Origin of the sequence: Roseovarius sp., assembly GCF_040223625.1 — a bacterium.
Classification (GTDB): Bacteria; Pseudomonadota; Alphaproteobacteria; order Rhodobacterales; family Rhodobacteraceae; genus Roseovarius.
Genome location: NZ_JAVKFX010000074.1, coordinates 1 through 24808, shown reverse-complemented (window position 1 = coordinate 24808; position 24808 = coordinate 1). Strand labels below are relative to the sequence as shown.

Genomic DNA, 24808 nt, shown 5'->3' with positions numbered 1-24808 from the left:
CATCCCCCCTTCTGTCATTCAAAAACCCCGACGACAGCTCAAGGTGCGTCCATGAAGGTCATCATCTGCGGGGCCGGCCAGGTGGGCTGGCAGATCGCCCGCCATCTGAGCGGCGAGAAGAACGACGTGACGGTGGTGGACAACAACGCCGACCTCGTCCGCCGGGCCGCCGAGACGCTGGACGTGCAGGGCATCAACGGCTTCGCCAGCTACCCGGACGTGCTCGACCGCGCGGGCGCGCGCGATGCCGACATGATCATCGCCGCCACCTATTCGGACGAGGTGAACATGGTCACCTGCCAGGTGGCGCATTCGGTCTTCGCCATCCAGCGCAAGATCGCCCGCCTGCGCAGCCAGTCCTACCTGGATGCCATCTATTCCGACCTCTACCGCCGCGACCACATGCCGATCGACGTGGTGATCAGCCCCGAGCGCGAGGTGGCCGACGCCGCCCTGCAACGGCTGGCCGCGCCAGCGGCCTTCGACACCGAGATGTTCCTCGGCAACAAGGCCCAGCTCATGGGGCTCAGGCTGGAAGAGGATTGCCCGGTGCTCAACACGCCGCTGAGGCAATTGAACGACCTCTTCTCGACCCTGCGGGTGGTGGTGATCGGTATCCGCCGCGACGGCCGGCTTTTCGCGCCGGAGGCGGGCGACCAGCTTTTCGCCCATGACGAGGCTTATGTCTTTGCCCCGGTCGAGGATATTCCCCGCACGCTGGAGGTGTTCGGCAAGTCCGACCACAAGCAGGAACGGCTGGTCATCGTCGGCGGCGGCAATATCGGCCTCGCGGTGGCGCAGTCGCTGGAAAAGCGCGGCCGCAAGGCCCGCACCAAGATGATCGAGCGCGACCGCCGCAGCGCCGAACGCGCGGCCGATGCGCTGGAGCGGACCATCGTGCTGAACGGCGACGGGCTCGACGCGACCCTGCTGGCCGAGGCGGGCGTCTCGCGTGCCGACGCGATCCTCGCGGTGACCGACGACGACAAGACCAACATGCTGGCCTCGGTCCGGGCCAAGGCCGACGGCTGTGCCTATGCCATCGCGCTGATCAACGACCCGACGCTTCTGCCGCTGATGGAGCCCTTGGGCATCGACGCCTACATCAACCCCCGCGCCACCACCGTCAGCTCGATCCTGCGCCATATCCGGCACGGCCGGGTGCACGCGGTCTATTCGATCGGCGATGCCGAGGCCGAGGTGATCGAGGCCGAGGTGATGTCGACCTCCAACATCGCCGGCGCCGCGATCCGGGATATCGACTTCCCCGAGGGCGTGCTGGTGGCGGGGGTGCAGAAGGACGGCGAGATCGTCAAACCCACCGGCGGCATGCGGATCGAGGCGGGCGACGTGGTGGTGATGTTCGCCCTGGCCGCCGACGTGGCACGGGTCGAGCAGCTGCTGCAGGTCTCGATCGATTTCTTCTAGATGGCGATGACCCCGGGCGAGCGCATCCTGAGCCTACCGCTGATCCTGCTGCTGACGGGGATCTTCTCGATCGCCATGTTCGTCCCGGCCCTGCACGCGCTGGTGAACGAGGATCACACGATCGCCCGGTCCTTCTTCTATTCCGGGCTGCTGGGGCTGACGCTGATCTTCGTGATCGGGCTGGCGATGACCGGACGGGCCCGGCGCGACAGTTCGGACCTGCAGAACCTGCTGTCGCTGTTCCTGTGCTACACGCTGCTGCCCGTCTTCCTGGCCCTGCCGTTCTACGAGGGGCTGGGCACCACCTCCTATCTCAACGCCTACGTGGAAATGGTCTCGTCCCTGACCACCACCGGCGCCACGCTGTTTTCCGAACCGGGGCGGCTGACCGGCAGCCTGCACCTGTGGCGCGGGCTGGTGGGCTGGCTGGGCGGGCTGCTGGTCTGGATCTCGGCGGCGGCGGTGCTGGCGCCGCTGCACCTCGGCGGGTTCGAGGTGACGGCCCGGGCCGAGCCGGGGCAGGACGTGCAGCGCCTCGACCGGTTCCGCCGGGCCAGCTCGGCCCGCCGCATCGCCCAGTTCACGGCGCATCTCTTCCCGGTCTATACCGGGCTGACGGCGGCGATCTGGATGCTGCTGCTGATCGCCGGCGACCGGCCGCTGGTGGCCACGATGCACGCCATGTCGACCATGGCGACAAGCGGCATCACCCCGCTGGTCGGCGTGCCCGAGGCGCAGAGCGGGATCGCCGGCGAGGTGATCATCTTCCTCTTCATGCTGTTCGGCCTGTCGCGGGTGACCTTTTCCTCGGACACGATGACCTCCTCCGAGGGCGGGCTGTGGGGCGACCCGGAGTTTCGCATCGGCATCGCGCTGGTGCTGGGCGTGCCGCTGATCCTGTTCGCGCGGCACTGGGCGGCGGCCTTCGACGTGGACGAGATCGAGAACTTCACCGAGGCGGTCTCGGCCCTCTGGGGGGGCATGTTCACGGTGCTGTCCTTCCTCAGCACCACCGGCTTCGAAAGCGCGGCCTGGGACGAGGCGCGCGGCTGGTCGGGGCTGGGCACGCCGGGGCTGATACTGATGGGGCTGTCGGTGGTGGGCGGCGGCGTCGCCACCACGGCGGGCGGGGTCAAGCTCTTGCGGGTCTACGCGCTCTACCTCAGCGGGCGGCGCGAGATGGAGAAGCTGGTGCATCCCTCCTCGATCAGCGGGGCGGGGCAGGCCAGCCGCCGGATCCGGCGCGAAGGGGCCTTCATCGCCTGGATCTTCTTCATGCTCTTCGCGCTGTCGCTGTCGTCGATCACGGTGATATTCGCGGGGCTGGGGCTCGACTTCGAATCCGCCACCGTCATGGCCATCGCCGCGCTGTCGACCACCGGGCCGCTGACCCAGATCGCCGCCGAGACGCCGATCAACCTGCTGCAGCTCGGCGCGCCGGCCAAGTTCGTCTTCGCCGCCGCCATGGCGCTGGGGCGGCTTGAAACGCTGGCCATCATCGCGCTCTTCAATCCCTCGCTGTGGCGCTATTGATACGGGTGCACGATTGCCCCTTGCAACGGGTTGAATTTTAGGGTGGAAACTCGGACCGTGCCACTTCATACTCCGCCGAGGGAGAGGGACGCGCCGATCCGCGGCGTCGCAAGAACAAAGGCAATATAACGATGGCGACAGATCGACAAAATCTGCAGGACGCATTCCTGAACCAGGTCCGCAAGACGAAGATTCCGGTGACGGTTTTCCTGATCAACGGGGTCAAGCTTCAGGGCGTGATCACGTGGTTCGACAATTTCTGCATCCTCCTGCGCCGGGACGGCCAGTCGCAGCTTGTCTACAAGCATGCGGTCTCGACCATCATGCCGTCGCAGCCGGTGAACCTGTATGACGGCGATGACGCGTCGTCCTGAGACGGGGCCTGACGACAGGGCCCGCACGGGGGCTGAGTGACCCAGACCGATACCGACGCCACCCGCGCCTGGGTGGTGCATCCCGACATTCCCGGGGACGCCGACGCGCGTGACCCGGCCTACGCGCTGGACGAGGCGGTGGCGCTGGCCCATGCGCTGCCGGGGCTTCAGGTCTGCGGCTCGAACGTCGTGCGCCTGCGCCAGCCGCATCCGGGCACGCTGTTTTCCAAGGGCAAGCTGGAGGAGCTGCGCAACCTCATCCAGGCCGAGGAGGTCGAGCTTCTGCTGGTCGACGGGCCGGTGACGCCGGTGCAGCAGCGCAACCTCGAGAACGACCTGAAGGTGAAGCTTCTCGACCGGACGGGCCTCATCCTCGAGATCTTCAGCGACCGGGCGGCCACGCGCGAGGGCGTGCTGCAGGTCGAGATGGCGGCGCTTTCCTACCAGCGCACGCGCCTCGTCCGCGCCTGGACCCACCTCGAACGCCAGCGTGGCGGGCTCGGCTTCGTCGGCGGCCCCGGCGAGACCCAGATCGAGGCCGACAGGCGCGCCATCGACGAACAGCTCGTGCGCCTGAAACGCCAGCTCGAGAAGGTGGTGAAGACCCGCAGCCTGCACCGCGCCGCCCGCGCCAAGGTGCCGTTCCCGATCGTGGCGCTGGTGGGCTATACCAACGCCGGCAAGTCGACGCTCTTCAACCGGATGACCGGGGCCGACGTGATGGCCAAGGACATGCTTTTCGCCACGCTCGACCCGACGATGCGCAAGATCGAACTGCCCGGTAACGGACCGGAAGTCATTCTGTCCGACACCGTGGGTTTCATCTCGAACCTGCCGACCGAGCTGGTCGCGGCCTTCCGCGCCACGCTCGAGGAGGTGACGGCGGCAGACCTGATCGTGCATGTGCGCGACATCTCGCACCCCGAGAGCGAGGAACAGGCGGCCGACGTGGCCGCCATCCTCGACAGCCTAGGCGTGCAGAAGGAGGTGCCGCAGCTCGAGCTCTGGAACAAGGTCGACCGGGTCGATTCGGAGGCGCGGCCGGTGCTTGAAAATCGCGCCGCCCGTTCAGACAATGTTTACCTTATGTCGGCGGTCACCGGCGAAGGGATCGCCGACGTGGTCGAGGCGATCAAGGAGCAGATCGCCGGCGTCACCATGGTCGAGACCCTGCACCTGGGCTTCGACGACGGCCGCCGCCGGGCATGGCTCTTCGACAAGGGGCTGGTCGAGGACGAGACCCAGGACGAGGACGGCTATCACCTGACGGTGCGCTGGAACGCGCGCCAGGCCTCGCAGTTTGGGGGGCTCTGACGCTCGTCTCGTCACGCTGGCGTGAAGGGGCTTGGCAAGCCGGGCAGGGCGTGCCTATCTAGGGGTTGACTGATCGGTTAAGGATACCCCCATGGCCAAGACTTTCGCCGAACTCGCCTTCACCCCCGCCGTGCGGAAAATGCAGGAGGCGCAAGGCTCCGCCCGCATGTATGACCGGATGCTCGACCCCGACGCGGCGCGCGGGGACCGGCTGGGCCCGGACGAGGCGCGCTTCATCGGCCTGCGCGACGGCTTCTACCAGGCCACGGTCGGCGAGACCGGCTGGCCCTATGTCCAGTTCCGCGGCGGCCCGCGCGGCTTTCTCAAGGTGCTGGACGACAGGACCATCGCCTATGCCGATTACCGCGGCAATCGCCAGTATATCAGCGACGGCAACCTCGCCGGCGACGACCGCATCGCCATGATCCTCGTCGATTACCCCAACTCGGCCCGGATCAAGATCCTCGGGCGGGCACGGCTGTCGGACGACCCCGATCTGATCGCCCGGCTGCGTGACGACGGCTACCGCGCCCGGGTGGAACGGGCGGTGGTGATCACCGTGGAAGGCTTCGACTGGAACTGCCCCCAGCACCTGCCGGTACGCCTGACGGTCGAGGAGCTCGAGCCGGTGCTGGCCCCCATCCGCAATGAACTGGCCGAGCTTCGCGCCGAGAACGCGGCGCTGAAGGCAAGGCTGGCGGAATAGGGGCGCTGCCCCGCCGCGCCTCCGGCGCGACTCCCCGGGATATTTCCAGCCAGAAGAAGCAGGGGCGGGACCTGAGCTTCTTCTTGGTGCAAATACTCCCGCCGGAGGCTCCCGAAGGGGCGTCTGGACCCAGCGCTGCAGGTCAGGTGGCCCGATCGCGGTAATGGCGCAGCACGTAGAGGCGGATGGCCGAGGCGAGGCCCATCTCGGTGCCGCGGGCCGCGTCGATCTCGGCGGCCAGCGCGTTGATCGGCTGGCCCTGCTCGGCGGCGATGGCGCGGAAGGCCTCCCAGAACTCGGTTTCGAGCGAGACGCTGGTGCGGTGCCCGAGCAGGGTGAGCGAGCGCTTGGCGGGGCGGTGGCTCATGTCTCGCGCTTGTGGCCGTCGAGATGCTTGTCCGCCCTGTCGGCGGCGGCGCCGTCGCGGGCCTTCTCGGCCTTCGTCCGGCCGAATTTCGCCGCGTTCTCGTCGGCCCGGGCGCGTTTCTCCGCCCGGGCCTTGTCCTTGCGGACCCGGTTCAGGTTGACCGGCTTGCCGCTCATTTCGGGCCGATCATCTGTTCCGGCCGGACCACGCGGTCGAAGGTTTCTTCGTCGACGAAACCCAGCGCGATGGCCTCTTCCTTCAGGGTGGTGCCGTTCCTGTGCGCCGTCTTGGCGACCTTGGTGGCGTTGTCATAGCCGATCTCGGGCGCCAGCGCCGTGACCAGCATCAGCGACTCGCGCATCAGCTTCTCGATCCGCTCGCGGTTGGCATCCAGCCCGTCGATCAGGTTGTCGGTGAAAGCCGAGGCCGCATCGCCCAGGAGCTGCATGGATTGCAGCACGTTATAGGCCATCATCGGCTTGTAGACGTTGAGCTCGAAATGCCCCTGGGAGCCGGCAAAACCCACGGCGGCGTCGTTGCCCATCACATGCGCGCAGACCTGGGTCAGCGCCTCGCATTGCGTGGGGTTCACCTTGCCCGGCATGATCGAGGAGCCCGGCTCGTTCTCGGGCAGGATCAGCTCGCCCAGCCCGCAGCGGGGGCCGGAGCCGAGGAAGCGGATATCGTTGGCGATCTTGAAGAGGCTGGCCGCCACGGTCTTCAGCGCGCCCGAGATCTCGACCATGGCGTCATGCGCAGCCAGCGCCTCGAACTTGTTGGGCGCGGTGACGAAGGGCAGGCCGGTGATCTCGGCCATGTTGGCGGCGACAGTCTCGTCCCAGCCCTTGCGGGTGTTGAGCCCGGTGCCGACGGCGGTGCCGCCCTGGGCCAGCTCGTAGATGCGGGTGAGCGCGCCGCGGACCCGCTCGATCCCCATGGCGACCTGGTGGGCGTAGCCCGAGAATTCCTGGCTGAGCGTCAGGGGCGTGGCGTCCTGCGTGTGGGTGCGGCCGATCTTGATGATGCCGTCGAACTGCACCACCTTCTGTTCCAGCGCCACCTGCAGCTTGGCCAGCCCCGGCAGAAGCACGTTATGCGCCGTGGTGGCGGTGGAGATGTGCATGGCCGTCGGGAAGGTGTCGTTCGAGGATTGCCCCATGTTGCAGTGATCGGTGGGGTGAACGGGGTCCTTGCTGCCCATGGTGCCGCCCAGGATCTCGATCGCGCGGTTGGCGATCACCTCGTTGGCGTTCATGTTGGATTGCGTGCCCGAACCCGTCTGCCAGACCACCAGCGGGAAGTTGTCGTCGAGCTTGCCGTCGATCACCTCGCCCGCCGCCTCGATGATGGCATCGGCGAGCTTTGCGTCCAGCGTGCCCTGCGCCTTGTTGGCCATGGCACAGGCCTTCTTGATCACGCCAAGAGCCCGGACCACCGCCACCGGCTGTTTCTCCCAGCCGATGGGGAAGTTCATGATCGAGCGTTGCGTCTGCGCGCCCCAGTACTTGTCGGCGGGCACCTCGAGAGGGCCGAAGCTGTCGGTTTCGGTGCGGGTGTCGGTCATCGGGGGCTCTCCTGAAAACGGTTCGCCCCCGTCATACCCAAGTGGCGGGAAAGTTCAATGCGTGCGCCGGCGGAAGACGAAAACCCGCGCGGGCGGCAGGTTGACCCAGACGGTGCCGCGCTTTTCCACCGACAGGCCCAGCTCGCGCTGCATCTCGGCCGAGATCGGCGGGTTGGGGCTGTAGGTGATCTGGGTGAAGAACCCGTCGGGCTTCATCAGGCGGAAGGCGGGGCCCACCACCTCGCGCTGGATCTTCGGGCGGGCCAGAACCGGCACGCCGGAGATGACGGCGCCGATCTCGGAAAGGCCCAGCTTTTCGATGTCCTGCGCCGGCTGGTTGAGGACGCGCACGCCGGGGAAGCGGGCGCGCAGGATCTCGCAGAAGCGGTCGTTCGTTTCCAGCAGGGTGAGCTGTTCGGGGGCCACGCCGCGGGCGAGGATGGCCTTGGTGAAACTGCCCGTGCCGGGGCCGATCTCGACCACCGGGCCGGTATGGCGGTCGACCCCTTCCGTCATCCGCCACGCGACGGCGCTGGAGGAGGGGAGAAGCGCCGAAACCTCGGCCGGGTGGCGCAGCAGCTCGCCGAAGAAAAGGCCCATATCGTTTGCCATGTTCGCATCCTCTGCGGTGGGGTCAGAGGCGAGATAGCAAAGCCGCGGGCCGGCACAAGCCTGGCCCGTGAAACTTCATGAAACCTTCATGGGATAACCCTGTCGGCCGCGCCCGGGCGGGGCGCCGGGGCCGTTACTTGCGGAAGCTGTCGAGGCTCACGACCTCGGCGTCCTTCTGCTCCGCCTCTTCCTCGACATCCTCGGCGAACCCGGCCTGTTCGGCCTCCTCGGGGGTGTCCTCGTCATCCTCGTCCTCGTCGTGGCTTTCGAAGCGCAGGCCGAACTCGACCGAGGGGTCGACGAAGGTCTGGATGGCGTCATAGGGGATATAGAGGCTTTCCGGCTCGTCCCCGAAATTGAGCGTCACGCCGAAGCCGTCGTCATTCACCTCGAGATTGTCGAACCAATGCTGCATCACCACCGTCATCTCGGTCGGGTAGCGGTCGCGCAGCCACGCGGCGAGGCGGGCGTCTGGGTGGGTGGTGTCGAAGGTGATGAAGAAATGGTGGTTTCCGGGCAAACCCTTGTCGCGCACATCCGTCAGAACCTCCTGGATGAGGCCGCGCATCGCGCTGTGCATGAGTTTTCCGTAGTCGATCTCTCGCGCCATGATGTCCCCGGGTCGGGCCCGTTGTTGGAGGGATTCTCCCTCTAACAAAGACCCATGGCGGGCCGGCGTCAAACTAAAAGTTCCGCAGCCCCCGAGATGGCCGCCATCAGCCCGAGGCAGAGGATCAGCGGCAAGCGCAGGGAGAGGAGGAGGAGAATGGCGATCCCGATGAAAACAAGGTTTTCCGGGATCAGGCTGGAAGGCTCGACCCGCGGGCCGAAGCGGCCGGGCGCGACATCGGCGAAGATCACGTGCAGCGCGAACCAGACCGACAGGTTGAGGATCACGCCCACCACGCCGGCCGAGATCGCATCGAGCGCGCCGCGCAGCCGGGGGCGGGCGAGCAGGGTTTCCACGTATGGCGCGCCGGCGAAGATCCACAGGAAACAGGGGGTGAAGGTGACCCAGAGGGTGAGCGTGGCGGCGAGGAGCGCCAGCCACGGCCCGCCCTCGGCAAAGCCGGCGAGGAAGCCCACGAACTGGGTGACGAGGATCAGCGGGCCGGGGGTGGTTTCCGCGAGCCCCAGCGCGTCGATCATTTCCGGCGTCGTCAGCCAGCCATGGGTCTCGACCACGGCCTGCGTCATGTAGGCCAGCACCGCGTAGGCGCCGCCGAAGGTGACCACGGCCAGTTGCGAAAAGAAGAGCGCGAGGTCGGTGAGGAACGCGGCGCCGGAGAGCCACAGGAGCGCCACGGGGGCCAGCCAGAGCGTGCCCCATATGGCGATGGTGCGCAGCGTGTCGGGCCGCTGGGGCGGCGGTGCGGGCTCGGCCGCCGCGTGGGGCGTGGTGAGGTAGCCCCAGAGCGCGGCGGCGGCGATGATGAGCGGGAAGGGGATGGACAGGAAGAAGAGCGCCGCGAAGGCCAGCCCCGCCAGCGCCCAGCTCGACGGGCCGCCCAGCGCCTTGCGCGACAGGCGCCAGAGCGCTTGCAGAACGACCACGACCACCGCCGCCTTGATGCCCGCGAAAAGCGACTGCACCAGCGGCACGTCGCCGTAATGGGCATAGCCGAAGGCCAGCCCCATGATCACCGCCGCGCCGGGCAGCACGAAAAGCAGCCCCGCGATCAGCCCGCCCGGCACGCCGCGCAGCTTCCAGCCGGCATAGGTGGCCAGCTGCATGGCTTCCGGCCCCGGCAGGAGCATGCAGAAGGACAGCGCCTGAAGGAACTGTTTCTCGGTCAGCCATTTGTGCCGCTCGACCAGCTCGGCATGCATCAGCGAAATCTGCGCCGCCGGCCCGCCGAAGGACAGCACGCCTACGCGGGCGAAGGTGGCGACAAGCTGGGAGAGCGGCGTGGTCATGGGGACCGGGTGTATCCCGCCTGCGGGCCGATGCAAGCGGGGAGAGACGCTGTCGCGAAACTGTCACGCGGAAAAAAGAGAGGGAAAGTGCAGGCTTCTGTTGCCAGGTGCCTGCGAACCCCGCCTTACCTTGCTAGAGGCAAGGACTTCAATTTCGGTCTTGTTACCGCTTACGCGGCAACTGCAACCGGAGCATTATTGTCGTTGGCAATTATGCTTGTACGGACCGATAACGGTGGTACCTCACCGGGACAAAGCCACTCCTTTACACGTTCGTCGATCCTGTTTCGGCCCCAGATCCCTCCAACGAAAGGTATTTGGTGGAGCCGCCGGGTACCGCCCCCGGGTCCGATCCGCTTATTACGAGCGCGTTTATGTCCATAGTTCCCGAAGGAACATCGTGAATATAGGCGGTTGCGCGGCACATTGAAAGGGGCGAGATGGGGCGAATCCGAGAAATCCCCGATACACCGACCGGTGCGAAACGGCGGTTTTTCGCCCCATGGTTGCGCCAGCTTCATGTCGCGTAACGTACAAAAACCGTCGCCGGCATTTGTAATGCCACGCGGAATCGGGTTAGCCTTGCCTTCTAGGCGTGAGCAATTTCACGCTGATGCTGAAAAAACGGGCAAAAATCGAGGCACATTGGCGCCGAGGCAAGCTGTCCGGCGATTCCCAAGTGTCCAATCAGGAGGGAATTCGTGTTCAACAAGATCATGACGCCGGTCGATCTGGCGCATAAGGGCGACCTTCAGAAAGCGCTGGCCTGCGCGGCCGACCTGGCCAAGCACTATGGCGCCGAGGTCGTCTATGTCGGCGTCACCGCCGCCGCTCCGAGTTCGACCGCCCACAACCCCGAGGAATTCGACGCCAAGCTCAAGGCCTTCGCCGGTGAGCAGGGCAGCGAACACGGGATCAGCGTGTCGTCGAGAACGGAGATCTGCCACGATCCGTCGACGGATGTGGACGACGCGATCATCAAGGCTGCGAAGGAAACGGGTGCCGACCTGGTCATCATGGCCAGCCACGTGCCCAGCGTGCTCGACATCATCTGGCCGTCGAACGGCGGCAGCGTAGCCGAGCATGTCGATTGCAGCGTGATGGTGGTGCGGAGCTAGGCTTCGCACCCGGACAGGACAGTAAGCAAAAGACCGACAATAAAAAGGAGGCCATGCATGGCCGATGAAACAGACGACCAGGGGATCCCGGCGCCGGAAGGCCATTCGGACCTCATCGACACCGATTACGAGATCGGACAGGACAATATCCAAACCAAGGTCGGGCCGTTCGGCCTCGACATTCACAACCCGGTCTTCGTGATTTCCGGGTTGGTGATCATCGCCTTCGTGGCCTTCGCGCTGTTCGCGGCCGATACGGCCAACGCCATCTTCAACGGCGTCGACGCCTCGGCGGTCGAGGGCTGCGAAGCGGGGGCCTTCTGCGACCTGGGCCTGCGCACCTATCTCACCCAGACCTTCGACTGGTTCTTCCTGTGGGGGGCCAACATCTTCGTCATCTTCTGCCTCTTCCTGATCGTCAGCCCCTGGGGCTCGATCAAGCTGGGCGGGACCGAGGCGACGCCCGACTATGGCTATCCCGGCTGGTTCGCGATGCTGTTCGCCGCCGGCATGGGCATCGGTCTGATGTTCTTCGGCGTGCTGGAGCCGGCCTATTACTTCGGCACACCGTGGGGTGACGCCCCGCTGGGGACGGTCCGGCCGTTCGACGAGAACGGTGCGCTGATCGAGGGCAATATCGAGGAAGCCCGCCGCATGGCGCTGGCCGCGACCTCGTTCCACTGGGCACTGCACCCCTGGGCGATCTATGCCGTGGTGGCGCTGGCGCTGGCGCTGTTTTCCTACAACAAGGGTCTTCCGCTTTCGATCCGCTCGGCCTTCTACCCGATCTTCGGCGAGCGCGTCTGGGGCTGGACCGGCCACATCATCGACACGCTGGCCGTCTTTGCCACGCTGTTCGGCCTGGCCACCTCGCTCGGCATCGGCGCGCAACAGGCCAATGCCGGTATCAGCCATGTCTACGGCCTGCCCAACAACATGACCGTTCAGGTGCTGCTGATCTGCGGGATCACCGCGGTGGCGCTGATCTCGGTGCTGCGGGGCCTCGACGGCGGCGTGAAGGTGCTGTCGGAGATCAACATGGTCGTGGCGATTGCGCTGCTGCTTTTCGTGCTGTTCACCGCCGGGGCGGTCGGGATCTTCACCGACTTCATCTCGACGCTGGGGGCCTACGTGCAGGAGGTCATTCCGCTGTCGAACCCGCATGGTCGTGAAGATACCGGCTACATGCAGGGCTGGACGGCGTTCTACTGGGCCTGGTGGATTTCCTGGTCACCGTTCGTGGGCATGTTCATCGCCCGCGTCAGCCGGGGCCGGACCGTGCGCGAGTTCATCACCTGCGTGCTGATCATCCCCTCGGTGGTCTGCATCTTCTGGATGGCGGTCTTCGGTGGCTCGGCCATCAACGACATGATCGCCAACCCCGAGACCTCGGCGGTCAAGGCGAACGTGATCGATGCCTATTCGCCGGAACTGTCGCTGTTCGCGATGCTGGAAAGCCTGCCGCTGGCGGCGATCACCTCGACCATCGGGGTCATCCTGGTGATCGTGTTCTTCGTCACCTCGTCGGACTCGGGCTCGCTGGTGATCGACACGATCACCGCCGGCGGCAAGGTCGACGCGCCGGTGCCGCAGCGGGTCTTCTGGTGCACCTTCGAGGGGCTCGTCGCCATCGCGCTGCTGGTCGGCGGCGGATTGGGGGCGCTGCAGGCGATGGTGATTTCCACCGGGTTGCCGTTCACGATCATCCTGATCGTGCTCTGCATCGGCATCACCAAGGGCCTGATGAGCGAGAAGCGCGCCTGACCTGACGGCGCGACGTTTTGGACAAGGAAGCCCCCCGGGTGTTGCAGCCCGGGGGGCTTTGTTGTTTCTTGCCGGTGAGTTGGGCGATACATGGGGGGCGGCATGCCGGACAGACTGGATATCGATTTCGTGCGGGCGCAGTTTCCCGCCTTTGCCGAGGAAAGCCTGAAGGGCCAGGCGTTCTTCGAGAATGCGGGCGGCTCCTATACCTGCGGGCCGGTGATCGAGCGGCTGGGGCGCTATTACCGACAGCGCAAGGTGCAGCCCTATGCGCCCTACGAGGCCAGCCGCCTTGCAGGCGAAGAGATGGACGAGGCGCGCAGCCGGCTGGCCGCGATGCTGGGGGTGGAGACGCAGGAGCTGAGCTTCGGGCCCTCGACCACGCAGAACACCTATGTTCTGGCACAGGCCTTCCGCGAATGGCTGAACGAGGGCGATGCGATCGTCGTGACCGACCAGGATCACGAGGCCAATTCCGGCCCGTGGCGGCGGCTGGCCGATGCCGGGATCGAGGTGCGGGAATGGCGGATCGACCGGGACAGCGGGCTTTTGCGGCTGGACGATCTCGAGACGCTGCTCGACGACAGGGTGCGTCTGGTGTGTTTCCCGCATTGCTCGAACATCGTGGGCGCCGTGAACCCGGTGGCCGAGATCACCGCGGCCGCCCATGCGTCGGGCGCCTTCGTCTGTGTCGATGGGGTCAGCTATGCGCCGCACGGCTTTCCCAACGTGGGCGAGATGCGGCCCGATATCTACCTCTTCTCGGCCTACAAGACCTTTGGCCCCCACCAGGGCGTGATGGTGATCCGCGAGGAGCTGGGGCGGCTGCTGCCCAACCAGGCGCACTGGTTCAACGCCGACACGCTCTACAAGCGGTTCACGCCGGCGGGGCCGGACCATGCGCAGGTGGCGGCCAGTGCCGGGATGGCGGATTACTACGACGCGCTGGCCGGGCATCATGGGCTAGGCGGCGATGCGGCGGCGCGGACCGGCGGGGTGCATGACCTCTTCCGGGCGCATGAGGCGGAGCTTCTGCAGCCGGTGCTCGACTTCCTCTCGGATCGCAACTCCGTCCGGCTGATCGGGCCACGGGACGCGGCAGAGAAGGCGCCCACCGTGGCGGTGGAACTGCCCGGGCCGGGGGCGGAGGCCGCGGCGAAGCTGGCGGAGCACGGCATCATGGCTGGCGGCGGCGACTTCTACGGCTCGCGCCCGTTGCAGGCGATGGGGGTGGACCTGAAGAAGGGCGTGCTGCGGCTGAGCTTCGTGCATTACACCACCAAGGGAGAGATCGACCAGTTGCTGACCGCGCTGGACGACGTGATCTGATCCGCTACGTCGCCTCTTGCGTAAAGAGTAAAACGGCAAGAGGCGGGCATGAGCGATATCAGAACTACGATCCTGTGGCTGCGGCGTGATCTGCGGCTGAGCGACCACCCGGCGCTGACCGCGGCGGTGAAGCGGGGCGGGCCGGTCATCCCGGTCTTCATCCGCGATGCCAGCATCGACCGGCTGGGCGCCGCGCCGCGCTGGCGGCTGGGCCTGTCGCTGGAGGATCTGGCGCAGCGGCTGAAGGACAAGGGCAGCCGGCTGATCTTTCGCGCCGGGCCGGCGCAGGAGGTTCTTCGGGAGCTGGTGAAGGAGACCGGGGCCGGGGCCGTCTACTGGTCCCGGCTTTACGATCCGGAGGCGATCGAGCGGGATTCGGACGTGAAATCGCTGCTCAAGGATGACGGCATCGAGGCGGAAAGCTTCGAGGGGCATGTGTTGTTCGAGCCGTGGACGGTCGAGACCGGGGAGGGGAGTTACTACAAGGTCTATTCGCCGATGTGGCGCGCGGTGAAGGATCGGGAGGTGCCGGAGGCGCTGCCTGCGCCGTCGAAGATACCCGCGCCGGGCAGTTGGCCCAAGTCGGACAAGCTGGACGACTGGCAGCTTGGCGCCGCGATGGACCGGGGTGCCGCCATCTGCCTGCCGCATCAGCGGGTGGGCGAGGAGGCGGCGCAGGGCCGGCTGGGCTGGTTCGCGGGTCATGCGATCGGCGACTACGACACGGGCCGCAACATGGTGGCCGAGGAGGGCTGTTCCGGCATGTCCGAGAACCTGACTTATGGCGAAATTTCCCCCCGCCAGTGCTGGCATGCCGGTTGGCGGGCCGCGAAGGAGGGCGCCGAGGGGGCCGAGACATGGGTGAAGGAGCTGGTCTGGCGCGAGTTCGCCTATCACCTGATGTACCACACCCCCCGGATCACCGAGCGCAACTGGCGCGAGGGGTGGGACCGTTTCCCGTGGGAGGAGAAGGAAGACCGCAAGAGCGTGCTGCGCTGGAAGCAGGGGCGCACCGGCGTGCCCTTCGTCGATGCGGCGATGCGCGAGATGTACGTGACCGGCAAGATGCACAACCGCGCCCGGATGATCGTGGCGAGCTACCTGACCAAGCACATGATGACGCACTGGGACATCGGCAAGCGCTGGTTCGAGGATTGCCTGACCGACTGGGATCCGGCCAACAACGCGCTGGGCTGGCAGTGGACGGCCGGAAGCGGGCCGGATGCGACGCCCTATTTCCGGGTCTTCAACCCCGAGACGCAGGCCGAGAAGTTCGACCGCGACGGCACCTATCGCCGCCGCTGGATCGCCGAGGGGCAATCGCGGCCGACCAAGACGGCGCTGTCCTATTTCGATGCTATCCCGCGAAGCTGGGGCCTCTCGCCCGACGACGCCTACCCGGAAGAGCCGGTGGTGGGCATGAAGGAGGGCAGAAAGCAGGCGCTCGAGGCCTACGAGGCGCGGGACTTTTGAAAACATTGGCAAACCCCCTTGCCGCTGGCCGCGACAGCGGCCTAGCCTTGGGGTGCATATTTTGGGGGACCGGATGATCCTGACCGACACGACCGGCCAGAAGGACCTGCCGCGCTACTTCGCGCAGGCCTTCGACACGGTGCAGAAGATCAACTGCGGACGGCTCGATTTCGTCCTGCCCGACGGGCGGCGCTTTCGCGTGGAAGGCAAGACGCCCGGGCCCGTGGCGGAACTGGACATCCACAACCCCGACTGTTTCGCGCGGCTCATCCGCGAGGGGGATCTCGGCTTCTGCGACGCCTATCTCGAGGGGTGGTGGAGCACGCCGGACCTTCAGGCGCTGATGGATTTCGTGCACGAGGACAACTGGGACGTCTATGACGGCTTTCCGGGCATGGGGCTGGTGCGGGTCTACGAGCGGCTGCGCCACTGGCTCAAGCGGAACTCCAGGGCGCAGGCCAGGCGGAACATCAGCCACCATTACGATCTGGGGAACGATTTCTACCGCCTGTGGCTCGACGACACGATGACCTATTCCAGCGCGCTGTTCCGGACGGGGCAGGAAAGCCTAGAGGCGGCGCAGATGCAGAAATATGCCAGCATGGTCGACCAGCTTGGCGCCAAGCCCGGCGATCACGTGCTGGAAATCGGCTGTGGCTGGGGCGGCTTCGCCGAATACGCGGCGAAGGAACGGGGGCTCAGGGTGACGGGCCTCACCATCAGCCGGGAACAGTTCGACTTCGCGCAGGAGCGGATCGCCCGGGCGGGGCTGTCGGAGCAGGTGACCTTCAAGCTGCAGGATTACCGCGACGAGCGCGGATCCTATGACGGGATCGCCAGTATCGAGATGTTCGAGGCGGTGGGCGAGCAGTACTGGCCCACCTATTTCGGTACCGTGCGCGACCGGCTGAACCCCGGCGGGCGGGCGACGCTGCAGGTGATCACGGTCGAGGATCACCGCTTCGAGGCCTATCGCAACACGGTCGATTTCATCCAGAAATACAACTTCCCCGGCGGGATGCTGCCCAGCCCCTCGGTGCTGCGCGCCGAGGTGGAGCGGGCGGGGCTTCAGGTGCTGCGCTCGATCGAGTTCGGCGAAAGCTACAGCCAGACCCTGCGCCGCTGGCACGACACCTTCAACGAGAAGTGGGAGGAGGTCGCGCGCCTGGGCTTCGACGACCGCTTCCGCCGGATGTGGAATTTCTACCTGACCTCTTGTGCCGGGGCGTTCCGTGGGGGAAACTGCGACGTGACACAGATCACCATCGCAAGGCCCGGATAACACATGCGCCCCACCGAACGGATGCCCACCGCCGGCAAGCTCATTTCTGCCATCGGGCTGGCGGCGCTGGGCTGGCAGGCCACGCAGACGGTCAAGGCCATCTGGCCCATCGAAGAGGATTTCGGCCATTTCAGCCTGTTCACGGCGGTTTTGGGCCTGCTGGTGGGCTGGTGGGTGATGGGCAACCGGATCGGGCGCGGCTACATGGCGGCGATCGGGGCGGGGCTGACGGGGCTGGGCGCGTTCCTCTTCTGGGAATTCCTGCTGCTGTCGTTTTACGAGATGATCCAGCGCTCGCTCGACCTGCGCTACGAGGGGCCGGTCGAGGCGATCCAGGGCATGTTCGAGATCGCCTTCGAATACGCGCAGAACATCTATTACTGGCCGCTGATCGGCTTTCTGGTGCTGGGCGCGGTTGTCATCGCGCTGATCGCCGAAGTCTTCACCCGCCGGATAAGCTGAGCCCATGCAGGAGGTTTTCGTCACCGGGCCGCTGGCGTGGCCGCCATTGCTCGGGATCGTGGCCGGCGGGCCGCTTGACGGACGGTTGCGGGCGGCGCGGCTGACAAGGGCGGCGCTCGACCTTGGCGCGGATACCTGTTTCCCGGCGCTTGTCCCGGCGCAGGACGGCGTGGCGGTGGGCGTGCTGGTCGACCTGCCGGACCGGCGGTTGTTCGACCGGATCGAGTATGTCGCGGCCGTCCTTGGCGCGACCCCTGTCCCGAAGCATATCGAGGTGGAGGGCGAGGCGCGGGCGGCCATCGCCTTCCTGGGCGAGGGAGAGGCCGGGGCCGGGCCGGCATGGGACGAGGCGCGCTGGGCCGGGCGCTGGGGCGAGATGGCCCTGACCGCGGCCGCCGAGATCGTGGGCTATTTCGGCCGCAAGCCGGCGGCGGAGGTGGCGGCGCATCTGCAGATGCTGCTCGCCCGCGCCGCATCGCGCGTGAGCGCGGCAAACGCCGCGCCCGCCACCCTGCGCAGCGACACGTCCGCGTCGCAGGTTGAGGTCTCCAGCCGGGAGGCCACCCATGAGGGCTTCTTCCTGACGCATTCATACGACCTTCGACACCCTGCCTTCGACGGGCATGAAAGCCCGGAACTGCGGCGCGAGGTGTTTGTGGCGACCGATGCGGCGATCGTGCTGCCCTATGATCCGGTGCGTGACCGGTTGCTGCTGGTCGAGCAGTTCCGCATGGGGCCCTTTGGCCGGGGCGATCCGCGGCCCTTCGTGCTGGAACCCGTGGCGGGCCGGGTGGACGCGGGCGAGACGCCCGAGACGACCGCCCGCCGCGAGGCGTGGGAGGAGGCGGGGCTCACCCTGCACGCGCTGGAGCACATGACCAGCCATTACTGCTCGCCCGGCTGTTCGACCGAATTCTACCATTGCTATCTCGGCCTCACCGACCTGCCGGACACGGGCCGGGGCCGGGGCGGGCTGGAGACCGAGAACGAGGATATCCGCACCCATGTGCTGGGCTTCGAGCGGGCGATGGAGCTTGTCGAGAGCGGCGAGGCCAATGTCGGGCCGCTGGTGCTGATGCTGCTCTGGCTTCAGCGGGAACGGCCGCGGCTGCGTTCTGCTGCTTGAGTTTCCGGGGCACAGGTTCTAATCCTTTCCGGGCAATGCAATATGAGGGAGCAGGGCATGCGCGTCGCGAAGGATCTGTCCGAGGCCGTTGGAAATACGCCGCTTATCCGGCTGCGCAAGGCCAGCGAGGAGACCGGTTGTGACATCTACGGCAAGGCCGAGTTCCTCAACCCCGGCCAGTCGGTCAAGGACCGTGCCGCGCTCTACATCATCCGCGATGCGGTAAAGCGGGGCGACTTGCTGCCCGGCGGCACCATCGTCGAGGGCACGGCGGGCAATACCGGTATCGGGCTGGCGCTGGTGGGGGCGTCGATGGGGTTCAAGACCGTCATCGTCATCCCCGAGACGCAGAGCCAGGAGAAGAAGGATTTCATCCGGCTGGCCGGCGCCGACCTCGTGCAGGTGCCGGCGGCGCCCTACAAGAACCCCAACAACTATGTGCGTTATTCCGGCCGGCTGGCAGAGGAGATGGCGCGGCACTCGAACGAGGGGGCGATCTGGGCCAACCAGTTCGACAACGTGGCCAACCGGCAGGCCCACGTGGAAACCACCGGCCCCGAGATCTGGGAACAGACCGGCGGCAAGGTCGACGGGTTCGTCTGTGCCGTGGGCTCGGGCGGGACGCTGGCCGGGGTGGGCGAGGCGCTGCAGCCCAAGGGCGTGAAGGTGGCGCTGGCCGATCCGATGGGCTCTGGCATGTACACGCTCTACAAGGACGGCGAGGCCAACGCGACCGGCAACTCGATCACCGAGGGGATCGGGCAGGGACGGATCACCGCCAACCTCGAAGGCTTCACCCCCGACATGCTCTACCAGGTCCCCGACGAGGAGGCGCTCCCGGTGGTGTTCGACCTGCTCGAGCACGAGGGGCTCTGCCTTGGCGGCTCGTCGGGCATCAACGTGGCCGGCGCGATCCGCATGGCCAAGGAAATGGGGCCGGGGCACACCATCGTGACAGTGCTGTGCGATTACGGCAACCGCTACCAGTCGAAGCTGTTCAACCCGCAATTCCTGCGCGAAAAGAACCTGCCGGTGCCCGAGTGGCTTGACGGCTCGCCGCGCAGCATTCCCGGGGTCTTCGTCGAGTGACGGCGCTGCTGCGGGCGCTCTGCCTTCTTCTGGCGCTGCTGTTGGGCGGTGCCGGGGCGGGCCTTGTCACGGCCCCGCAGGCCGTGGCCCAGGAGGCCGGGCAGGCGGTCGATTACGAGGCGTGGGAGCGCACCGCGACCCGGGCGGAGGAGGCGGTAGAGAACAACCGCGCCTCGACCCCCGCGCTGGAGGCGCTGCGCGAGGATCTTGCCGAATGGCGCGACCGCTTCCTGGCGGCCCAATCGGAAAACGCCAGCACCATCGCCACGGTACGCCAGCAGCTTGCCGCGCTCGGGGACGCGCCCGAGGACGGCAGCGAATCCGAGGATATCGCCGCCGAGCGGGAGGCGCTGAACGCCCGGCTGGGGGAGTTGCAGGCGCCGGTGAAGCGCGCCGAGCTGGCCTATAGCCGTGCCGACGGGCTTATTCGCGGGGTCGACCGTATCATCCGTGACAGGCAGGCCGAGGAGCTGCTGGAATTCGGGCCGTCGCCGCTGAACCCGGTGCACTGGTTACCGGCGCTGACGGCGGTCAGGACGACGGCCACCCAGATGGTCGGCGAGGTGCGCAACGGGTGGAACAACCCGATCCGGCAGGACGAGACCCGCGACCACCTGCCCGCGGTGCTGGTGTTCCTTGCGGTCGGGATTGTCCTTGTCGTCCGCGGGCGGCGCTGGTCGCGCGGGCTGACGGCCTGGGTTCTGGGCGATCATCCCGGCGCCGGGCGGTGGCTGGCGGGGTTTGCCCTGTCGCTGGGCAGCCTGATCCTGCCGTTCCTCGGGATATTCGCGCTGGTCGAGGCGGTCAGCAAGACCGGCCTGCTCGGCCTGCGGGCGGAACAGTTCGTCTCGGCGATCCTGCCGTCGGCCTTCGTCTTCCTGCTGGCCCGCTGGCTGGCCACGCGGATCTTCCCGGCCAAGGAGGCGCGCACGCTGCCGCTGGTGCTGGACGAGGCACATCGCTTCAGCGGGCGCTGGACGGGGGCGGCGCTCGGGCTGGTGGTGGCGGCCTATGCGCTGGTCCGGAACACCGCCGAGCTGTCGCGCTGGAGCGAGGCCACGACCAACACGCTGCTCTTCCCGCTGCTGGTGCTGACCGGGCTGCTGGTGCTGCGGCTGGCGCGGCTTCTGCGGGCGCACACGCGGAACCAGGTGGAACTGGAGGGCAGCGAGAACTACCGCACGCGGCTGACCCGGTTCCTCGTACTGGCGCTCAACCTGCTGGCGCTCATTTCCCCGGTGCTGGCGTCGGTGGGGTATTTCACGCTGGCGCATTTCCTGATGTTCCCGTCGCTGGCCTCGCTGCAGCTTCTGGCGGTCCTGCTGATCCTGCAGAGGCTGGTGACCGAGGTCTACGTGCTGGTGACCGGCAACCGGGACGGCGCGGCGGAATCGCTGATCCCGATCCTGATCGGTTTCGTGCTGGTGCTGATGTCGATCCCGTTCTTCGCGCTGGCCTGGGGCGCGCGGGTGGCGGACCTGACGGAGATCTATGCCCGGCTGCTTCAGGGGTTCGATGTCGGCGGAACGCGGATTTCGCCGGCGATCTTCCTGACGCTCGTGATCGTCTTCGTGATCGGCTACATGGCGACCCGGCTGTTGCAGGGGACGCTGAAGAACACCGTGCTGCCCAAGACGAAGCTCGACCAGGGCGGGCAGAACGCCATCGTCTCGGGCATCGGTTATGTCGGGATATTCCTGGCCGCGATCATCGCCATCACCAGTGCCGGGATCGACCTGACCGCGCTTGGCTATGTCGCCGGCGCGCTGTCGGTCGGCATCGGTTTCGGGTTGCAGAACGTGGTGTCGAACTTCGTCTCGGGCATCATCCTGCTGATCGAGCGGCCTATCTCCGAGGGTGACTGGATCGAGGTGGGCGGCACGCATGGCGTGGTGCGCGACATCTCGGTGCGCTCGACGGTGATCGAGACCTTCGACCGCTCCGACGTGATCGTGCCCAACTCGGACCTGATCAGCGGCACCGTCACCAACTATACCCGCGGCAACACCGTGGGCCGGGTGATCGTGCCGGTGGGCGTGGCCTATGGCACCGACACGCGCAAGGTCGAGGGCATCCTGAAGGAGGTGGCCGAAGCGCACCCGATGGTGCTGATGTCGACCCCGCCCTTCATCGTCTTCCGCGGCTTCGGGGCGGATTCGCTCGATTTCGAGATCCGCGCCATCTTGCGCGACGTGAACTGGGTGCTGGCCGTGCATTCCGACATGAACCACGAGATCGCCCGGCGCTTCACCGAGGAAGGGATCGAGATTCCCTTCGCGCAGCGCGACGTCTGGCTGCGCAACCCCGAGGTGCTGCGCGCCGAGACGAAGCCGGAGGCCGGGCCCGGCGCGCCGAGCACCACCGGCGATGTCGAGGAGGCGCGCGCCCACCTGACCGGCAAGGATATCGAGGACGCCCGGACCGGCGAGGCCGACAGCGAGGCTGACACGGATGCCGACGGCGACGGGGACGCGCGATGACCGAACCACTCTTTCTCAAGGATGCCTACCGGACCGAGGCCGAGGCCACCGTGACGGGGCACACGCCCGAGGGCGGTATCGTTCTGGATGCTTCGATCTTCTATGCCACCGGGGGCGGCCAGCCGGGCGATGGCGGGCGGCTTTCGTGGGAGGGGGGCCAGGTGGATATCGCGACGGCGGTGAAGACCGGGGATGGCGACATCGCCCTAGTGCCCGCCGAGGGGGGCGAACTGCCGCCGGTGGGGGCGCGGGTCGCGCAGGTGATCGATTGGGGCCGCCGCCTTGCCCATATGCGCATCCACACGGCGCTGCACCTCTTGTCGGTCGTCATTCCGCGCCCAGTGACGGGCGGCTCGATCACCGAGGTCAAGGGACGGCTCGATTTCGACATGCCCGAGGCGCCCGAAGACAAGGCGGCGCTGGAAGAGGCGCTGAACGCGCTGATCGCCCGTGATCTGGGGGTGAGCGAGGATTGGATCACCGAGGCGGAGCTCGACGCGCAGCCGGAGCTGGTCAAGACCATGTCGGTCCAGCCGCCGCGCGGGGCCGGGCAGATCCGCCTCGTCCGCATCGGCGAGGGCGCCGACCAGGTCGACCTGCAGCCCTGCGGCGGCACCCATGTCGCCCGCACGAGGGAAATCGGCCGCGTCCGCCTTGGCAAGATCGAGAAGAAGGGCCGCCAGAACCGCCGGGTGAGCCTGCATCTGGAAGACTGACGCGCGGGCACGCCAACCCCAAGAATTCCCTTGAACTGCCTGCGCCCCCGCGGCTAAAGAGAGCCGCACGGAGAGGTGGCCGAGTGGTCGAAGGCGCACGCCTGGAACGCGTGTAGGCGGGAAACCGTCTCCAGGGTTCGAATCCCTGTCTCTCCGCCACTTGCCCTCGCGAAAGCGTTCTCCCGATCCGGCCGCGGCCGGATTTTTCCGTTGTTTTCGAGGGTTATGCGAGAGGGGCTGAGCATTGGCCTGGTCGCCAAGAGGCCTGAAGGCGGTCTCTCTGGGCCGTTAATCTCCGGACCTCATGACTGCGCCAGTTTGGTGAATATCCTGTAACAGTCTGATATTGCGTTGGTTTTTCCGAGTGCTGTCGTTAACTTCGATGAGGGTCGCGATCAGAAACATGGGCCAAGAATCGAATTCTTTTGGGGCCACATGGAACCCATTCTGGCACGTGAACGCCGCTAGAACCCACCGTTGTTGAGGCAGCAACAGACAGCAAGTTAGTGGAGGCGATAGCCTCTTTCTGTTCTTGGCTACCCTACGGGATAGTCGGCTTCACGCGAAGCGCGTTCGGCGGTCCGGGATTGTGCCGGCCAAAGACACGATTTCAAACCGCGGGTGATACTTCTCGTGGTTGACCTGCCGGGCCAGCATCAGTCATTGGACCCAAATATCTAGCAATACTCCTGACAATGCCAACGCTTGTTCATACGTTTCAGCCAGCACTACCCGGTTCAACTGGGTTGCCATCAGTTGCCGCTGAATCCAACATCGACCCTTCGGATGCGCTCGGTATGTTCTCATAGAGAGTTTCTGCCGATTGGGGGAAGTCGCGCTCGCGAAGGTTCTTGTAATTCCGCCGAGCGTCCTTCACGAACTGCTTGCTTGGCGGCGCAATATTGCAAATCAGCAAGTCAACGAGAACTTTCGAAAAGTCTGTCCCGCTCAAAATCTTATTCCCCTCCGCAGACCAGATCGCTGTCCATGGTGCTGAGTTCAGCTTCCAATCCAGTTCGGAGATTTTCTTCATGGCTCCGTTCCAATCGATAAGCTCCTGCTGGATACACTGAGCAACTGCTTTGGTGAGAGCTTCCTGGACAATAGGCCTCATAAACGGATGCCCTATCCCCTCATTTTCCTTAGGTGCCCTAACGTCACGAGCGCTATCGCACTTCAGAAGTTGATCGTTGATGGCACCAGAACTGTCGAGAAGGTCGTCAATTCTCGCTGACAGAACCACATATGAAGCGTCAAGCAGGTCATTGGTGGGTCGAGCCTTTTCGTTTCGGATTTCCTTCGGCTGATCAAATGCCAAGCTCCTCAGGATATTATAAAGGGTCATAATGCTCGTAATGGCCGACTTGTCCGCTTTGGGAATGCTCTTACCGGCAATCTTGAGTTTGCCTTCGCTGTCTTGGCCAAGAATTACACGCACCCTTCCTTCTTCTTTAAGGAAGTCATGCTCTTGTATAAGTCTCCTAGTAAGGATCGCGATTCCGTCGTCTTCATCGAGAACAATATTCTCTGCGCCAGAAGTTACTTTTGCATTCCTGTTTATGTTTGTGAACAATCTCCGAGTCCTTTGCCGCCCTTCTTCAGTATCGAAGTGCGATACCATGATGACGCAAATATCCTCTGTGAGGAGATCTTGGTTTTTTAGGACAGCTTCTTTGATCGCCTTCAGCCGATGCTGCCCGTCTAGCGCGAAGTACTGCTGATTTCCATCGAAGGTTAGCACTCCAAAGCCCTTGTCCAAGCCTTCAGTAAGCGAGTCGGAGTCGGTGATTTCAACAGGTGTGTAGTGTGGCTCACCACCCCACGCAGCAACAATCAAGGCGCCCAAGAAACGATGTGGTGAATTGATCAGATACTCTGTGATATCTTTGGTTCGATCAGAAAGGCCCCGTTGAATTAACTGATTGAGCTCGGTATTGCCTGCTAGCTCATGCGCAAAGTTAACCTCTCGCGCAACTTGCCCGTAGCTCATATGGCAAATATAGTAATTCCAGTCTGTTAATTTCCGCTGAGAAGTGACCCGGTATTTTCACCGAGATTTGACCCGCCCTTACAGCTTATCAGCGGTTATGTTTTGGTCAATGCGGGGGTCTCCTTTCGCTTTTGCTTTGCAGCCTCGGAGCTGGCCTTGAAGCG

Annotated in this window: 22 protein-coding genes, 1 tRNA gene and 1 other RNA gene; 16 read left to right on the top strand and 8 right to left on the bottom strand. The window is 65.6% G+C overall.

The window, feature by feature from the left end; translation table 11 throughout:
• Positions 1-51 precede the first annotated feature (51 nt).
• From trkA to RLN94_RS21145, 5 genes are all read left to right on the top strand, one after another.
• A complete protein-coding gene (gene trkA / locus RLN94_RS21165) occupies positions 52-1428 on the top strand; it encodes a Trk system potassium transporter TrkA (RefSeq protein WP_350069455.1) in 1377 nt (458 codons plus the stop codon).
• Positions 1429-2961: a TrkH family potassium uptake protein gene (locus RLN94_RS21160; RefSeq protein ID WP_350069458.1), complete on the top strand. Its 1533-nt coding sequence runs from the start codon at positions 1429-1431 to the stop codon at positions 2959-2961.
• Positions 2962-3092: 131 nt separating this feature from the next.
• Positions 3093-3335: an RNA chaperone Hfq gene (hfq, locus tag RLN94_RS21155; protein WP_300894763.1), complete on the top strand. Its 243-nt coding sequence runs from the start codon at positions 3093-3095 to the stop codon at positions 3333-3335.
• Positions 3336-3371: 36 nt separating this feature from the next.
• Positions 3372-4649, top strand: a complete 1278-nt coding sequence (hflX, locus tag RLN94_RS21150) for a GTPase HflX (RefSeq protein WP_350123682.1) — start codon at positions 3372-3374, stop codon at positions 4647-4649.
• A gap of 91 nt (positions 4650-4740) precedes the next feature.
• On the top strand, positions 4741-5355 hold the full coding sequence (locus RLN94_RS21145; RefSeq protein WP_350069463.1) for a pyridoxamine 5'-phosphate oxidase family protein: 615 nt from the start codon (positions 4741-4743) through the stop codon (positions 5353-5355).
• A 142-nt stretch (positions 5356-5497) separates the two neighbouring features.
• On the opposite strand, the gene RLN94_RS21140 is transcribed toward RLN94_RS21145, so the two are convergent.
• The 7 genes from RLN94_RS21140 to ssrA form a co-directional block, all read right to left on the bottom strand.
• Positions 5498-5722: a ribbon-helix-helix domain-containing protein gene (locus RLN94_RS21140; RefSeq protein WP_350069466.1), complete on the bottom strand. Its 225-nt coding sequence runs from the start codon at positions 5720-5722 to the stop codon at positions 5498-5500.
• Complete coding sequence (locus RLN94_RS21135; protein WP_350069469.1) at positions 5719-5898, bottom strand: DUF4169 family protein; 180 nt, start codon at positions 5896-5898, stop codon at positions 5719-5721. The genes RLN94_RS21140 and RLN94_RS21135 overlap by 4 nt, the downstream gene beginning before the upstream one ends.
• Positions 5895-7286, bottom strand: a complete 1392-nt coding sequence (fumC, locus tag RLN94_RS21130; RefSeq protein WP_350169560.1) for a class II fumarate hydratase — start codon at positions 7284-7286, stop codon at positions 5895-5897. The genes RLN94_RS21135 and fumC overlap by 4 nt, the downstream gene beginning before the upstream one ends.
• A gap of 54 nt (positions 7287-7340) precedes the next feature.
• Positions 7341-7898 carry a class I SAM-dependent methyltransferase gene (locus tag RLN94_RS21125; RefSeq protein ID WP_350069475.1) on the bottom strand — a complete coding sequence of 186 codons (558 nt, stop codon included), beginning with the start codon at positions 7896-7898 and terminating at the stop codon, positions 7341-7343.
• 133 nt (positions 7899-8031) lie between these two features.
• Positions 8032-8508, bottom strand: coding sequence for an SspB family protein (locus tag RLN94_RS21120; RefSeq protein ID WP_350069478.1), 477 nt, complete (start codon positions 8506-8508; stop codon positions 8032-8034).
• A 68-nt stretch (positions 8509-8576) separates the two neighbouring features.
• Positions 8577-9815, bottom strand: a complete 1239-nt coding sequence (gene chrA / locus RLN94_RS21115; protein WP_350069481.1) for a chromate efflux transporter — start codon at positions 9813-9815, stop codon at positions 8577-8579.
• Between the two features lie 86 nt (positions 9816-9901).
• Positions 9902-10251: a transfer-messenger RNA gene (gene ssrA, locus RLN94_RS21110) on the bottom strand.
• Between the two features lie 265 nt (positions 10252-10516).
• On the opposite strand from ssrA, the gene RLN94_RS21105 reads away from it, so the two are divergent.
• The 11 genes from RLN94_RS21105 (at position 10517) to RLN94_RS21055 (ending at position 22813) form a co-directional block, all read left to right on the top strand.
• Complete coding sequence (locus RLN94_RS21105; RefSeq protein WP_350069484.1) at positions 10517-10933, top strand: universal stress protein; 417 nt, start codon at positions 10517-10519, stop codon at positions 10931-10933.
• A 57-nt stretch (positions 10934-10990) separates the two neighbouring features.
• Positions 10991-12697: a BCCT family transporter gene (locus RLN94_RS21100; protein WP_350069487.1), complete on the top strand. Its 1707-nt coding sequence runs from the start codon at positions 10991-10993 to the stop codon at positions 12695-12697.
• Between the two features lie 102 nt (positions 12698-12799).
• On the top strand, positions 12800-14026 hold the full coding sequence (locus RLN94_RS21095) for an aminotransferase class V-fold PLP-dependent enzyme (RefSeq protein ID WP_350069490.1): 1227 nt from the start codon (positions 12800-12802) through the stop codon (positions 14024-14026).
• Positions 14027-14074: 48 nt separating this feature from the next.
• Complete coding sequence (locus RLN94_RS21090) at positions 14075-15499, top strand: cryptochrome/photolyase family protein (RefSeq protein ID WP_350069493.1); 1425 nt, start codon at positions 14075-14077, stop codon at positions 15497-15499.
• Positions 15500-15572: 73 nt separating this feature from the next.
• Positions 15573-16781: a class I SAM-dependent methyltransferase gene (locus RLN94_RS21085; protein WP_350169556.1), complete on the top strand. Its 1209-nt coding sequence runs from the start codon at positions 15573-15575 to the stop codon at positions 16779-16781.
• A 3-nt stretch (positions 16782-16784) separates the two neighbouring features.
• Positions 16785-17243 carry a TrgA family protein gene (locus tag RLN94_RS21080; protein WP_350069499.1) on the top strand — a complete coding sequence of 153 codons (459 nt, stop codon included), beginning with the start codon at positions 16785-16787 and terminating at the stop codon, positions 17241-17243.
• Positions 17244-17247: 4 nt separating this feature from the next.
• Positions 17248-18369, top strand: a complete 1122-nt coding sequence (locus tag RLN94_RS21075) for an NUDIX domain-containing protein (RefSeq protein ID WP_350069503.1) — start codon at positions 17248-17250, stop codon at positions 18367-18369.
• A gap of 57 nt (positions 18370-18426) precedes the next feature.
• Positions 18427-19458 carry a cysteine synthase A gene (locus RLN94_RS21070; RefSeq protein WP_350069506.1) on the top strand — a complete coding sequence of 344 codons (1032 nt, stop codon included), beginning with the start codon at positions 18427-18429 and terminating at the stop codon, positions 19456-19458.
• On the top strand, positions 19455-21938 hold the full coding sequence (locus RLN94_RS21065; protein ID WP_350069509.1) for a DUF3772 domain-containing protein: 2484 nt from the start codon (positions 19455-19457) through the stop codon (positions 21936-21938). The genes RLN94_RS21070 and RLN94_RS21065 overlap by 4 nt, the downstream gene beginning before the upstream one ends.
• On the top strand, positions 21935-22654 hold the full coding sequence (locus tag RLN94_RS21060; RefSeq protein WP_350069512.1) for an alanyl-tRNA editing protein: 720 nt from the start codon (positions 21935-21937) through the stop codon (positions 22652-22654). The genes RLN94_RS21065 and RLN94_RS21060 overlap by 4 nt, the downstream gene beginning before the upstream one ends.
• A 69-nt stretch (positions 22655-22723) precedes the next feature.
• Positions 22724-22813 (top strand) — tRNA-Ser (locus RLN94_RS21055).
• 559 nt (positions 22814-23372) lie between these two features.
• Here the strand turns inward: RLN94_RS21055 and RLN94_RS21050 are convergent.
• The gene (locus RLN94_RS21050; protein WP_350069523.1) at positions 23373-24653 is read right to left on the bottom strand and encodes a DNA sulfur modification protein DndB; all 1281 of its coding nucleotides are present in this window, start codon (positions 24651-24653) and stop codon (positions 23373-23375) included.
• Positions 24654-24808 lie beyond the last annotated feature (155 nt).

What these genes read in the sequence shown, in the direction of transcription:
- trkA (WP_350069455.1), top strand. Translation starts at nt 52, where the DNA reads ATGAAGGTCATCATCTGCGGGGCCGGCCAGGTGGGCTGGCAGATCGCC.
- RLN94_RS21160 (WP_350069458.1), top strand. Translation starts at nt 1,429, where the DNA reads ATGGCGATGACCCCGGGCGAGCGCATCCTGAGCCTACCGCTGATCCTG.
- hfq (WP_300894763.1), top strand. Translation starts at nt 3,093, where the DNA reads ATGGCGACAGATCGACAAAATCTGCAGGACGCATTCCTGAACCAGGTC.
- RLN94_RS21145 (WP_350069463.1), top strand. Translation starts at nt 4,741, where the DNA reads ATGGCCAAGACTTTCGCCGAACTCGCCTTCACCCCCGCCGTGCGGAAA.
- RLN94_RS21140 (WP_350069466.1), bottom strand. Translation starts at nt 5,722, where the DNA reads ATGAGCCACCGCCCCGCCAAGCGCTCGCTCACCCTGCTCGGGCACCGC.
- RLN94_RS21135 (WP_350069469.1), bottom strand. Translation starts at nt 5,898, where the DNA reads ATGAGCGGCAAGCCGGTCAACCTGAACCGGGTCCGCAAGGACAAGGCC.
- fumC (WP_350169560.1), bottom strand. Translation starts at nt 7,286, where the DNA reads ATGACCGACACCCGCACCGAAACCGACAGCTTCGGCCCTCTCGAGGTG.
- RLN94_RS21125 (WP_350069475.1), bottom strand. Translation starts at nt 7,898, where the DNA reads ATGGCAAACGATATGGGCCTTTTCTTCGGCGAGCTGCTGCGCCACCCG.
- RLN94_RS21120 (WP_350069478.1), bottom strand. Translation starts at nt 8,508, where the DNA reads ATGGCGCGAGAGATCGACTACGGAAAACTCATGCACAGCGCGATGCGC.
- chrA (WP_350069481.1), bottom strand. Translation starts at nt 9,815, where the DNA reads ATGACCACGCCGCTCTCCCAGCTTGTCGCCACCTTCGCCCGCGTAGGC.
- RLN94_RS21100 (WP_350069487.1), top strand. Translation starts at nt 10,991, where the DNA reads ATGGCCGATGAAACAGACGACCAGGGGATCCCGGCGCCGGAAGGCCAT.
- RLN94_RS21095 (WP_350069490.1), top strand. Translation starts at nt 12,800, where the DNA reads ATGCCGGACAGACTGGATATCGATTTCGTGCGGGCGCAGTTTCCCGCC.
- RLN94_RS21090 (WP_350069493.1), top strand. Translation starts at nt 14,075, where the DNA reads ATGAGCGATATCAGAACTACGATCCTGTGGCTGCGGCGTGATCTGCGG.
- RLN94_RS21085 (WP_350169556.1), top strand. Translation starts at nt 15,573, where the DNA reads ATGATCCTGACCGACACGACCGGCCAGAAGGACCTGCCGCGCTACTTC.
- RLN94_RS21080 (WP_350069499.1), top strand. Translation starts at nt 16,785, where the DNA reads ATGCGCCCCACCGAACGGATGCCCACCGCCGGCAAGCTCATTTCTGCC.
- RLN94_RS21075 (WP_350069503.1), top strand. Translation starts at nt 17,248, where the DNA reads ATGCAGGAGGTTTTCGTCACCGGGCCGCTGGCGTGGCCGCCATTGCTC.
- RLN94_RS21070 (WP_350069506.1), top strand. Translation starts at nt 18,427, where the DNA reads ATGCGCGTCGCGAAGGATCTGTCCGAGGCCGTTGGAAATACGCCGCTT.
- RLN94_RS21060 (WP_350069512.1), top strand. Translation starts at nt 21,935, where the DNA reads ATGACCGAACCACTCTTTCTCAAGGATGCCTACCGGACCGAGGCCGAG.